This is a genomic window from Nocardia jiangxiensis NBRC 101359, assembly GCF_000308615.1.
Lineage (GTDB): Bacteria > Actinomycetota > Actinomycetes > Mycobacteriales > Mycobacteriaceae > Nocardia > Nocardia jiangxiensis.
Window position 1 is genome coordinate 1 of the sequence record NZ_BAGB01000002.1, and the last position, 11,969, is coordinate 11,969.

Annotated in this window: 9 protein-coding genes and 1 tRNA gene; 7 read left to right on the top strand and 3 right to left on the bottom strand. The window is 63.9% G+C overall.

The window, feature by feature from the left end; genetic code table 11:
* Positions 1 to 1,029 precede the first annotated feature (1,029 nt).
* A complete protein-coding gene (locus ON40_RS00175) occupies positions 1,030 to 2,283 on the top strand; it encodes a helix-turn-helix domain-containing protein (protein ID WP_040816966.1) in 1,254 nt (417 codons plus the stop codon).
* Positions 2,284 to 2,393: 110 nt separating this feature from the next.
* Here ON40_RS00175 and ON40_RS00180 read toward each other — a convergent pair whose 3' ends face one another.
* Positions 2,394 to 2,585, bottom strand: a complete 192-nt coding sequence (locus tag ON40_RS00180; RefSeq protein WP_040816969.1) for a hypothetical protein — start codon at positions 2,583 to 2,585, stop codon at positions 2,394 to 2,396.
* A gap of 985 nt (positions 2,586 to 3,570) precedes the next feature.
* Between ON40_RS00180 and ON40_RS00185 the strand changes: the two genes are divergently transcribed.
* The 4 genes from ON40_RS00185 to ON40_RS00200 all read left to right on the top strand — a co-directional run bounded on the left by ON40_RS00185 (position 3,571) and on the right by ON40_RS00200 (position 9,344).
* Positions 3,571 to 4,143: a hypothetical protein gene (locus ON40_RS00185; RefSeq protein ID WP_245567593.1), complete on the top strand. Its 573-nt coding sequence runs from the start codon at positions 3,571 to 3,573 to the stop codon at positions 4,141 to 4,143.
* A 134-nt stretch (positions 4,144 to 4,277) separates the two neighbouring features.
* A complete protein-coding gene (locus ON40_RS00190; RefSeq protein WP_051192422.1) occupies positions 4,278 to 5,732 on the top strand; it encodes an FtsK/SpoIIIE domain-containing protein in 1,455 nt (484 codons plus the stop codon).
* A 306-nt stretch (positions 5,733 to 6,038) separates the two neighbouring features.
* On the top strand, positions 6,039 to 7,736 hold the full coding sequence (locus ON40_RS00195; RefSeq protein ID WP_040816971.1) for a replication initiator: 1,698 nt from the start codon (positions 6,039 to 6,041) through the stop codon (positions 7,734 to 7,736).
* Between the two features lie 270 nt (positions 7,737 to 8,006).
* Positions 8,007 to 9,344 (top strand): site-specific integrase, encoded by a 1,338-nt coding sequence (locus tag ON40_RS00200; protein WP_083895293.1) that lies wholly within the window; start codon positions 8,007 to 8,009, stop codon positions 9,342 to 9,344.
* 77 nt (positions 9,345 to 9,421) lie between these two features.
* Here ON40_RS00200 and ON40_RS00205 read toward each other — a convergent pair.
* A tRNA-Ala gene (locus ON40_RS00205) sits at positions 9,422 to 9,494 on the bottom strand.
* A gap of 150 nt (positions 9,495 to 9,644) precedes the next feature.
* On the bottom strand, positions 9,645 to 10,433 hold the full coding sequence (locus ON40_RS00210; RefSeq protein WP_040816974.1) for an NAD(P)H-dependent oxidoreductase: 789 nt from the start codon (positions 10,431 to 10,433) through the stop codon (positions 9,645 to 9,647).
* Positions 10,434 to 10,575: 142 nt separating this feature from the next.
* Between ON40_RS00210 and ON40_RS00215 the strand changes: the two genes are divergently transcribed.
* Together ON40_RS00215 and ON40_RS53850 are read left to right on the top strand one after the other, a co-directional pair.
* Positions 10,576 to 11,454 (top strand): helix-turn-helix transcriptional regulator, encoded by an 879-nt coding sequence (locus ON40_RS00215; RefSeq protein ID WP_051192468.1) that lies wholly within the window; start codon positions 10,576 to 10,578, stop codon positions 11,452 to 11,454.
* Between the two features lie 49 nt (positions 11,455 to 11,503).
* Positions 11,504 to 11,611, top strand: a complete 108-nt coding sequence (locus tag ON40_RS53850; protein WP_218008718.1) for a DLW-39 family protein — start codon at positions 11,504 to 11,506, stop codon at positions 11,609 to 11,611.
* Positions 11,612 to 11,969: the final 358 nt, after the last annotated feature.

Consider the following 11,969-nt stretch of genomic DNA (forward strand, 5'->3'; position numbering starts at 1 on the left):
GGATGTTGTCCATCTCGGCCGCCGGTGCGGCTCACTCTCCAATGCGCGGAGACAGGTGAGCACCGACAGTCCGGGGTTCGGTGTTCGATTTGGTAAGCGCGTCGAGTACATCCAGGAGTGTTTGAATCCCGGGGCCGACTGCAGTCGGTGTGTCGTGATCGAGCGCAGGAAACGACAGCCCGCGGGCGGCGGCGCGTTGGCGTGGTGTGTGAGTGGGCGGAACGAGCTTTCCTGCCCGCACGAGGCATCCCAGCGCACTCGCCTTCCGCGGGCAGTTCGGGGCGCTACATGCTATGTGCTCCTGCATAATTCGATGGGACTCAGCGACCGACAGTCGATGGTCGGGGTGCGCATGGAGTGGGTCGATGGCTCCTGGTTGAACAGCTGCCCATGTGACCGGTGGGCATACCGTTTCCAAGTCGAATACCTCGCATACCCGGGCGGGTGTGTTTCCGACGGTCGCGAGGTCGTAGACGACCATCGCGGCGGCATGTACACCCGTGGCGATCGCGAAGGCGTACTCGACGGGGTCGGTCTCGCGGCTGACCGGTGGCCGCACCGTGTACAGATACTGATAGCCGAGTTGTTCGGCGTGACGGCGTATCCGGACTGCGTGTTCGGACGCATCCAGTCCAGAAACATCGGTGCGGACCAGTCCGACGGCTGTCGGGCGCTTCGGGCTGTCTTGGCTGGGCCGGTCTCGACGAGGCGAATGCTTTTGGCGCATAGGTATTTCGATGTCCATACGGTCTATCGCTCCCTGGTCGATTCATCTGGGCGGGGCACCCGCCGCCGGGGACCTCTCACCGTCAATCAGCGGTTCGCAGTTGGTCTGTCGATGTAGCGATCGGGTGGTGACATCAACCCGGCGGCGGGGCCTGTGGAAATGCTTTCGCCATGTCACCGGACATTTCCGGACATGGGCAGGACAGGAACCGGCTGAATCAGCGGCGACAGCTCTGACCCCGGACATAACCGGACAGGAACCGGCTACAGTGGCGGTCACCACTTCCGCCACAGGGGGCTGTGATGGCTATCGTCGCGATATGGACCGAGGAAGAATGCGTCGCACTGCGTCGTGCCTACGGGATGAAGCAAGCCACCTTTGCGCACACCCTCGGCGTGGCGGAGCGATCTATCAGGCGCTGGGAGAAAGGTGAGACGCCGGTCGGTGGTCTCGGGCAGGCCACCTACTCGACGATGCTCGCGAAGGCTCCAGAGGATGTCGCGGAACGGTTCGAGCAACTGCGCCGAAGTGAGAGCGATATGAAGCGGCGAGAAGTGTTGAAGGCCAGTGCCATAGGTGTAGGCGCGTTGGCAACCTTGGGGCTCGGGGATTCCGCCGAACGTGCTGCGTGGTTGTTGTCCGGGGCAGGCCGACCTGATGTTGCCGCCGTGTCATTGGTGCGGTCGACGTTGCATCACGCGATGCAATTGGATGACCTGCTGGGTTCTCCTGCGGCACAAGGAATGGTCGTTGCGCAGCAGCAAGTTACGGAGGCGATGTTGCGAGACTGCCCCGCTGTGCTGCGCCCCGAGGTTTTGTCGCTGTACGCCGAATGGACTGGGCTTGCAGGGTCTTTGGCATGGGACGGACAGGATTATCCGACTGCCGCACGTCTATACACGCAGGCACGGGAGAACGCACACGAAGCCGAAGACTCCGACCTTGGTGCGTACCTGCTGTGCCACCTGTCGCAACTGGAGACTTGGCAACGCAGGCCGCGTATCGCTGTCGATTACGCGGTCGCTGCGCGTAGCTGGGTGATGCAATCAGAGGACCGGCAGCTGCGGGCCTACGTTGCGATCCGCAACGCTGAAGCTGCGGCAATCGCCGGACAACGGGCGGCATGTTTGCAAGCCCTCGATGAGGCAGATTCCATGCTCGTTGGTATCGCGCCATGCCATCCGTCGCAGAGCCGCGCCTACTTCATGGGCGCGGGAATACAGGAGAGCTATCGCGGTAACTGCCTAGCGATCTTGGGGGATGCTGGGCATGCGGTGGTCGCATCGCGGCACGCACTGGCAACTATGCCGACCAACTACGTGCGCGATCGTGCCGTCACACTCCTCGAGCTCGAACGTGCACTGATTCAGCTCGATGAGATCGAAGAAGCGGCGAGTGCCGTAGCTGAAGCGGCAGCTCTGGCAGAACAGAACCGCTCGCCCAGACTGGCGAATGCGATAGCTGAGGGGCGGCATCACCTGTCGCCGTGGGCCGATACGCGATCGGTGAGGGAACTGGATGCCGCACTCATGTCCCGCGATATCGTGATGCCATGAGCACCGACCGCGAATCCGAGGTGATGTCGCGGCTTGAGCGCGCTCGTGCCCGCCTGGTAGCGACCGGTGAAATGGATGCGCGAGGCTCGCAGGGGCGAACTCCGCCCAGATCAGAGGTGTTCCGGAAAGCGTCGGCTGAGATTCATGCGGCTGAGCAGGCACGTAATCGTCTGCTTGTAGACCTGGTCGGCGATGCCGATACTGTGCCGGTCGAACTCGCGAAACGCTTGGGCCTGACCGGTCGCGAGGCCGTGCACATCCTCGACACGGCTCGGAACGGAACTCAGCGACTGCGCCAGCACGTCTTCGGGCGACTCTGGGTAGTCGGATAAGAACAGCTCAACGAGGCGGATCGGGTTGCCGGTCGAATTCCTTCGGGGACGGAGAGTCTTCCTCGGTTTCGCGAACGGAGGCGCGCAGCCCGGGAACGGTGAGGGTGATGGTTGCGTGAGGTGTCTGTGCGAGGCGTGGATGTGGTCTCCTGTGATCCAGGCGGATTCATTGGGCTCGTCGTCTGTGAGGGCTACACGCTGCCCATGCAGCGGGGCGTCGCGTCAGATTGTGATGAGAATCACATGAAACTCGGGCTGTTTGCTGGCTTTTGGTCACATTCGGTCGTGTTGGGACGGTTTGGGTGTCTGTGGGGTGTCAAATCGTCTGCTCAGTAGCGTTTAGTTGCATTCAGTTGTGCTTGGTCGTGTCTGGCGCTGTTCCGTCCCGGTAGTTCCCGCTGGTCTCCTTTAAGTGCCCAGTCTGGGTAATTTACGCCCCAAATTCGTGTTAGAACGATGGTTCTTACACGCTGATGTCACACCGCCGGTGGGACATTGTGGAGTACTGCCGGTCAATGCCCGTATCGTGGGTTCTGGACGGCGATCATGACAGGAGATCGGAAGGTGCTCCGGTCGGCTCACCGCACATATGGAAGCAGAAACGTGCTCGAGCACGAGAGTGAGGGAGAGGAGGTCTGCGGACGGAATTGATTGTGACGTGACCAAGAATTCGTGAGCTGCCCCCTCGCGCCAACGAAGGGGCAGCGGACACGAAAACACTCCCATTTGGATTATCGGGTTGCAGCCCTACCTCGGGAGTCCGACATTTTCGCTAGCAGAATTGGAGGTTCTGCTGTGTCCACAGTAGCGCAGTCGTGCGCTGGGCGTCACCAGTACCCAGAGGACAGGCGGGTATTTGGTACTGCGGTCCATCGCTCGGGGACTGGGGCGGATTCGGGGCTGTGGTGGTGCTGTTTGGAGCGTGGTCCGCCCTGTTCATGGTGGTCACGGGCTGGTGAGCGGCGTTGCTGATGAGCGCGTCGGAGTCCGCGGCCGGATGGCTGGTGGTGCAGGTGTTGCACTGCCGGGAACAGAGATTGATCACATTCTCAGGAGAAGAACACATATGACCACCGCAAACAAGAAGAATTCGTTTACCCGTCGGGGTTTCCGGTTTCGGGTGGAATTCGCGGAATATTTCGGGATGGGTCTGTATCAGACCTCGGATGTACGGCCGGATACCGAGTACACGGGCGACCCGAACAGGCCGGGGCCGCAGCGACGCGACCTGGTGACCGGTCTTCTGCAATGGAAAGTCGGGGTCATGGATCCGGGCGAAGAGAATCCTCGGCGCGCGAGCTACGAGATCGTGCTGTTGTCGGATACCGAGCCGGTGCCGACGACACAGGAGATCGCGCCGAACGTACGTCCGATCGAGTTGACCGGGATCACGGTCGAGCCGCGTCTGGCCGGAGATGGCCAGTTCAAGTACGTGTCCAAGGCGGTGCGGGCGAGCGGGTATGCACCCGGACAGTCCGCATCGGGGCGCGGCACAGGGTCGGCGAGCGGATCGAAGTCTGCAAGCTGAGCTGAGAACACAGTGATCAGGCGGGTTCGGCTGGCTCTTGTATTTCCTGCCGGTCGGACCCGCTGGCACGGCGTTGTGTCCGTAGTTAGTTGCGGAACAGTTTTATTCGATTTCCTGATGAAAGAAATGGAATCATGGTTCGTTCGGAGAACTATCAGAAGCAGCCGGAGAGTCCCGGCCCTGAAGAAACCATCATGTTGATGCTCACCGAGCTGCTTGGGAAAGTGTTGGTGGGTGTGGCGTACCTGGTGTGGTGGTCGGTGTTGTTTCCGATGCTTTCGCTGCCAGTGGTCGGCGTCGGGGTGTTGTGGTGGTGGCGTGGGTGGCCGTTAAGCGTTGCGGCACTGGTGTTTTCACTCGCGGTGTGGGGGTTGTGGTGGCTGTGGTGGCCTGCGTCCTGGCGGCGGTGGGTGTGGGGGCGGATGCGGAGCCGGTATCTGACGTGGGTGCGGTACCGGCGGCGGTGGAACACGTTGACCGCGATGCACGGGCTCACCACGATTCTGGACACGGGGGTTCTGACACCGCACCTCGGGAAAGTCGCGATCGGTGATACCGCTGATGTGCTGATGGTCAAACTCCTGGACGGTCAAACCGTGGATGACTGGGCGAAGAAGTCCGAAGCGTTGCGGCATGCCCTGCGGGCGCTGGGAGTTCGGGTCCGCAAAGTGGAATCGGGGTGGGTCCGGTTACAGATCATCCACACTGACCGCCTCACCGATCCGATCCCGCTGCCGCGCACCGAACCGGACAGCGTCGACCTGGAAGCACTCACGATCGGGATCACGGAGCTGGGTGAGCCGTGGCGTATCCGATTGCTGGGTTCCGGGGTGCTGGTCGCCGGGATCATGGGCGCGGGCAAAGGCTCGGTGGCGTGGGCGACCATCGCCGCTGTGGGGCCTGCGATCCGGGAGGGTCGCGTGGTGTTGTGGGTGCTTGATCCCAAGGGCGGCATGGAATTCGGTGCAGCCCGACAGTGGTTCGCACGCTTTGCCTCCGACAACGGGCCCGGTGCGGTCCAGTTGCTTCGTGACGCGGTCGATCTGGTGCAGTCTCGCGGGAACATCTACATGGAGCGGTGGGAACGCAAGATTACTCCGACCGTGAAAGAACCGATGGTGTTCATTATCATAGATGAACATGCGAGCCTGACCGCGCACTACAGCGACCGCAAGATCAAGGATGAGATCGTGCGGTTGCTCGGTGTGCTGCTTACGCAGTCCCGCGCGGTGGCGATGCCGGTCATGGGATGTCTTCAGGATCCGGCGAAAGAAACTCTGGAGCAGAGGCAATATTTTCCCTATCGGGTCGGAATGCGCATGACCGAGCCGACGCAACCGAACATGTTGTTCGGGCTCTCGGGCCGGGACCGGGGCGCACTGTGCGATGAAATCCCCGAATCGATGCCGGGCATCGCCTATGTGGAAGAGGAAGGCTCCAGCGAGATCACTCGGGTGCGGGCGTTCATGGTGACTGACGACGATATCCGCTGGATCATCAACACCTACCCGCCCCTGCCTCGCCGCACCGACGGCATGCCCAACTGGCCCACGGGACCCGACGGCGACGGCGACCCCACCGAGGCATGAGATCCGGATCGGTTCGAAACAACTAGATAGACTGGTATGGCCGCGCCAGACGAACACCACCTTTTGCGAGCGGCACTCAGCGCGGATAGCGCACTCACACACATTCTTTCAGCGCGGATAGCGCACTCAGGATCCTTTTTCAGCGCGGTAAGCGCTTCGTGACCGTCGTACCGGCGGCGGCACATACATCTGAAACCTGTTCCGGCAGTTGAACATTCGAATTCTCCTTCACGCGGCACCGGACCTCATCCGGCCCAGGTGCTGGGCCTCCGGTGCCGCGTATTCGACTACGGGACAGGTGATCTCATGACCACTCTTCGCGATGACGCGCCGCTACCCGATGCCCTGGGCGGGCAACCCGGGCGCGGACCGTCGTTCCTGGATATCGCGGTCGCGGCGGCCGAACGGCACGGGGTGTGCGCGCGGCCGGTGATTCTGGAACAAACAAATCTCGACACCGGGCGGCGGGAGTTCGTGCCGGTGCCGTGCGGGGCGACCTTGGAATCGGTGTGCGCTCCATGCGCGCGAAAACACAAAGCTCTGCGGCAGGCTCAATGCCGGGAGGGCTGGCACATGACCGAAGAACCACCCGCACCCCGGGCGCGCCCGACCGATGACCAAGAAGGGATGCTGTGCGTCCGCGCCGACCTGGCGTCGGATCTAGCCACGGCGCGCGAGAGACAGGACGTCACGGCGATAGCCGAGATAGAGGCTGAATTACGGTGGTGTGACGCACAATTGGCCGCGATCGGGATGCGAGGCAAAGCGCCTGCGGTCGATGCCTCGGACCAGGATGCGCCAGCGGGTGAGGATTCGGCCGGCATGGGGGAGCAAGAGGATTCGCCCTCGCGCGCCCGGCGTTCGACTCGTCGCCGTGAGGACGCACCGAACCTACCGCGCAACGCTGTCTCCGATCGCACCGTGGGCCGGGAGTTCGGCGGTCGCTACTCCTCGATGTTCGTCACGCTCACCATGCCCAGCTACGGCAAGGTCTTCGGGGACGGGGCCGCCCGCGACCCGGACAGCTACGACTACGACCGGGCGGCGTGGGATGCGATCTGCTGCGCCCGGTTGTTCTCGCGCTGGATACAGAACCTGCGACGAGTGGTCGGCTGGAACGTCCAATACTTCGCGGTCGTCGAACCACAAAAACGCGGCGCACCACACCTACACATCGCCCTGCGCGGACACATTCCCCGTGAAGTACTGCGCAAAGTCACCGAAGCCACCTACCACCAAATGTGGTGGCCACCTACAACGCAGATGCGCTACCCCGGCGCGGAGGTGCCCGTGTGGGATGAGCGACGCGGGGGATTCATCGACCCGGCCACGCGGGCACCACTACCGGACTGGGACGAGGCGGTCGACTCGATCGGTCCCGAGGACGCTCCGGCACATACGGCGCGGTTCGGGCCTCGCCTGGATATCCAGGGCCTCGCGGCAGGCACGAAAGCCGCTCATGAGGCGGTGGGATACCTGTGCAAGTACCTCACGAAATCGGTGACCGAAGTCTTGCACGCCCGCACCCCGCGCCAGCACGACCACTACGACCGCCTTCACCGGGCTCTGTGCCGCACCCCGTGTAGTCCGCGGTGCGGTATCTGGCTGCTCTATGGCGTCGTCCCCAAGGGCGCTACCGCGAAAACCGTTCCAGGGGTGTGCAAAGCGCGTGCGCACCGACGCGAAACCCTGGCCCTGCCAGGCAACCGGGTGCTGACCTCCGAGCGGTGGACGGGCAAGACCCTCGGGGACCACAAAGCGGATCGGATCGAATTCGTGCGCCGCAAGCTCGCCCTGGCGGGCATCGAGAAACCCGCTCGCGACCCACGCCGGTACACCTCGACCACGATCGCCCCCGGCACCCGCGTGCCACCTCGGGCGCAACTGCTCATGTCAGCAATCGCTGAACGCATCGGCTGGCGTGCGGAATACGACCGGGCCATGCTCGCCGCCGAACCACCTCCTCCTGACCCGAACAGCTCAACCACCAACCATCACAGCTAATTTGGAGCAATCAAATGACTGTTGATCTTCCTGCCGGGTCGGGGTCTGCTGAAACACGACCGGTTCGACGGTGGGCTACCACCAAAGCCGCTGCGGCGCACATCTGCGTACACCCTGAAGTGTTGCGGCGCTGGAACCGGGAATCGGACAAGCACCCGTGGCTACCCAAGCCCAAGCGGGTCGGAAAGGACTTCCGTTGGGACCTGGACGCTTTGGACGCTGCCCTGGATGCACAGGGAGCGGACTGACTCACTCCGGTCCGGTGGACCGATGACCCGGGGCAGACCGGCCCGTCCGATCGGTGTCCCCGGCAAGCCGATGCTGACCGAACTGTCCCCGGGGCATTGGGCCGCTCGACTGCTGGTCCGTGATGCCTCTGGCCGTCGTCGAGACATCAAACGAGTCTCACCGGCCAAGCTCGACACTCGCGGGCGGAAGATTCCGGACCGCAACGGCTCTCGGGCGCTGGATGCGGTGATGGCGGCTGCTTCGGCGGTCCGGGTGGACCTGGGCGGGGAGCTGTCCGAGTCCACAACTGTTCGGCAACTGTGGGACCTGTACCGCAAGTACCTGGAAGAACAGGAACGGGCTCCGGGCACGCTCGAGCGGTATGACCTGGTGGCAGAGCTGTTCAACAGTGCTTTCGGCGAACGGCGCTTGCTGGAGGTCACCACATCCTCGGTGGAGACGTTCCTGACCGACCTCGGCAAGTCCAAGGGACCGGCGTTGATGCGGACAGGGCGGCATGTGCTGTCCGGCATGTTCCGGTATGCAGTCCGAAAGGATGCGCTGTCCGTGAATCCGGTCCGGGAGTCCCAGTTGGCCAAGAACATCGAGGCCAAGGGGCGGACAGGCGGCGCACGGGACATCACTGTGGATGAGATGCGGTTCATCCTGGCCGCAGTCCGGACCTCACAGTTGCCCTGTCCGCGCAAGCTGTCCAAGGCCGAACGGACTCGGGGGCGGCCGGTGAAGTCGTACACGCCGCCGACCGTCGCGGACTACTGCGAGAGCGCGGATCTGGCGGACTGGGTGACTCTGCTGGCCGCAACCGGACTGCGCCGCAGTCAGATTCTCGGCCTGCTGTGGTCGGACATCGATCTGGACGAACGGACATTGCGGCTGAGTGGCAAGGTCGTGCGGACCAAGAGCACGGGACTGGTCCGCACCGACAAGGACGACGATCCGAAGAACCGTAAGACGGTGATCGCGCTACCGGAGTTCGCGGTGGAGATGTTGAAGCGTCGCCGGGCTGCCCTGGCGGCTCGTCGGCTGAAGTCCCCGCCCGATCCGACAGTGGACGTCCTGAATCTGGTGTTCCCCTCGGCGGCGTGGACCCTTCGCGATCCGCAGAACGTCGGGCACGAGTGGCAGCGCGTACGGACCGCGTTGGACATCCCCGATGACGTGACTGTCCACAGCTTCCGGGGTGCGGTCGCGACGATTCTGGACGATGCCGGGCTGTCGGCGCGCGTCACCGCCGATGTCCTCGGACATGCCGATCCCTCGATGACCCAACGGCGCTACATGGCTCGCGGGCGAACTCATCAGGCGGCGGCCGACGCGCTGAACGTCGCCGTGACCGGCGAGGCTCGTCAGAGTAATTAGTTGGGACTTAGTTGGAAGATGAGCCACTTTTCCCATGCGAGTTCGATGAGAAAAGTGGCTCTGACCTGGCATTCGAGTGGAGCCTAGGGGAATCGAACCCCTAACCCCTGCCTTGCAAAGGCAGTGCTCTGCCAATTGAGCTAAGGCCCCAGTTGGGTGCTGTCCGCGCGGACAACCTTCAAAACGGTACCCCCCGGTGGGCTGCGGGGTCAAAACGGGGAGCGTGGTGCGGATCACGGGCCGGTTGGGCGGGGCGGTCCGGTGTACGGGCCGCCCCGCTGCTGCTCGGTGCGTGGGTGTTCACGGCCGTGCGACGCGCCGATGCAGTCCGAACCCTTTCTCACCCGAATTCTCCCGCCCGGAACGCAGCCGCAGGGACGGCATCTCGTAATCGCCGCCGTTCTGCGATCGATAGGGGATCGGTTCGGTGTCCGCCAGGGTGAGCAGGCGCTGCTCCCAGGACTTGGCCGCATCCGAGAAGTCCTCTGCGGAAACATGATTCGTGCTGTACAGCACGAATGGCGGCAGGATGTCCATGCCCGCGTAGTACAGGATGCCGTGCTGGATCGGGAAGAGCAGATCCTCGATCGGGCCGTTGATGCCGCGGTCGCTGTAGTGCGATTCCTTACCGCCGATCGTCACCGACAGCAGGGCCCGCTTACCCGCGAGGGTGCCCTCCCCGTAGCGGTCGCCGTAGCGGTGCTCGTCGTGTTCGCCTACGCCGTAACCGAATCCGTCGGTGAACACGCGGTCCACCCAGCCTTTCATGATCGCGGGCATCGAATACCACCACAGCGGGAACTGCAGGATCACCGCATCGGCCCAGCGGAGTTTGTCCTGCTCGGCTCGGATGTCCCCGGCGAGTGTCCCGGTCCGGAACGCGCGGCGGGAATCGTGCACGACATCGAGGGGATGCCCTGCCGCGGAACCGAAGTCGTCCGCGTCGACGGTGGCCTTCCAGCCCATCGCATACAGATCGCTGACCCGGACCTCGTGTCCGGCCTCGGTCAGCGTGGCCACCGCGGCCTCGGTCAGCGAGCCGTTCAACGATCCGGGCTCGGGATGGGCGTGGACGATGAACACCTTCATGACTGTCTCCTCCGAAGATCGGTTGTCTTCGATCGTGGCGGCCGATCGGCCCGCTGTTCAGGGGCGCTCGAACCGTCGGACCGGAGTTCCTGGTATCGGCAGGACCACCCGGACCGTCGGTCCGCACGGTGATACTGGAGAGATGGACGATCTCGCCGATTTTCTGCGGACCCGCAGATCCCGGATCGATCCGGCATCGGTCGGCATCACCCCCGATGCGCGTCGGCGGGTCACCGGCCTGCGGCGGGAGGAGATCGCGCATCTGTCCGGGGTGAGCGTGGACTACTACGTCCGGCTCGAGCAGGGGCGGGCCCGGCAGCCGTCCGAGCAGATCCTGGACGCACTGGCCCGGGTCCTGGGCTTGGACCAGGTGGAACGCGCCCATCTGCATCGGCTCGCACATCGTCCGCGGCGCGCATCCGGGCGTGAGGCGGCCGGCGGATCGGCTCGGCAGCGTCCGGAACTGCTGCGGGTGGTCGAACTCGTCCCGGACAGCCCGGCCTTCATCGTCGATCAGCACCTGGACGTGCTGGCGGCCAACCGGCTCGCCGAACTGCTCTACGGCCGGCGACCCATGCGCGGAATGAATATCGCCCGGCACATCTTCCTGGAATCCGACGGCCACGACCTCTACGCGGACTGGGATGCCTGCACCCGCGACACCGTGGGCCAATTGCGCCTGGCGGCCGGTAAGGATCCGGACGACCCGCAGCTCACCGCCCTGATCGGCGAACTCGCCGTGCACAGCGAACGCTTCCGCAAACTGTGGGCACAGGCGGATGTGCGCTGCCGCTCGCACGGCCGCAAACCCTTCGCCCATCCGCTGGTCGGTGACCTGGAACTACATCAGGAGAACTTCATGGTTCCCGGCGACAGCGGCACCGAACTGGTCATCCTGTCCGCCCGGCCCGGCAGCAAGGCCCACGACGGCCTGCGCCTGTTGGCCAGCATCGGCGCCACCGACGACCGGGACCGGTCGATTCCTCCCACAGGCGGGACGGGAGTGCTTGCGCCAGAGTAACTTCGGACCCTCCTGGGCGGGATTCGGCGATGACAGTAGGGTGGGTTTCATGAAACTTCTTCTCACTCTGGGTGTCGTCGTCGGTGTCATCTTCGCCATCAACAAGTTCCGCCAGCGCGGCGATGCGGATCTGTGGCACGAGGTGACCACTCGCTGAGCGAATTCGCACAGCGTGCCGGTCGGGCGTGCGGCGTGACCTCGCCGGAGGTCGCACCGCGCTCGACCGGCGGGACGTGTGCCGGATCGAATCGATCCGCATCACGTCGTGACATCCCACTGTCCTTGTCGCACAGCTGGAGCGACCAGTTCGACGCGCACCGGGCAACCGGTCGGCGAAACCGTTCAGGACCCGTCCGGGTGCGCATCGAGACCGGTGATCGTGCCCAACCGCAGCACACCGAACGACTTCCCCGACCCTGCTGTGACGACGGCATCAGCCGACCACCACCGGCGCCGTGCGGTCGTGGCGTTGTGACACAGCACTATCGGCTGTGGACCGACGGTGTATCGGTCGT

Excerpts from the sequence above, each read along its gene's own strand:
- ON40_RS00175 (WP_040816966.1), top strand. The coding sequence starts at position 1,030 with ATGGCTATCGTCGCGATATGGACCGAGGAAGAATGCGTCGCACTGCGT.
- ON40_RS53850 (WP_218008718.1), top strand. The coding sequence starts at position 11,504 with ATGAAACTTCTTCTCACTCTGGGTGTCGTCGTCGGTGTCATCTTCGCC.
- ON40_RS00215 (WP_051192468.1), top strand. The coding sequence starts at position 10,576 with ATGGACGATCTCGCCGATTTTCTGCGGACCCGCAGATCCCGGATCGAT.
- ON40_RS00210 (WP_040816974.1), bottom strand. The coding sequence starts at position 10,433 with ATGAAGGTGTTCATCGTCCACGCCCATCCCGAGCCCGGATCGTTGAAC.
- ON40_RS00195 (WP_040816971.1), top strand. The coding sequence starts at position 6,039 with ATGACCACTCTTCGCGATGACGCGCCGCTACCCGATGCCCTGGGCGGG.
- ON40_RS00200 (WP_083895293.1), top strand. The coding sequence starts at position 8,007 with ATGACCCGGGGCAGACCGGCCCGTCCGATCGGTGTCCCCGGCAAGCCG.
- ON40_RS00190 (WP_051192422.1), top strand. The coding sequence starts at position 4,278 with ATGGTTCGTTCGGAGAACTATCAGAAGCAGCCGGAGAGTCCCGGCCCT.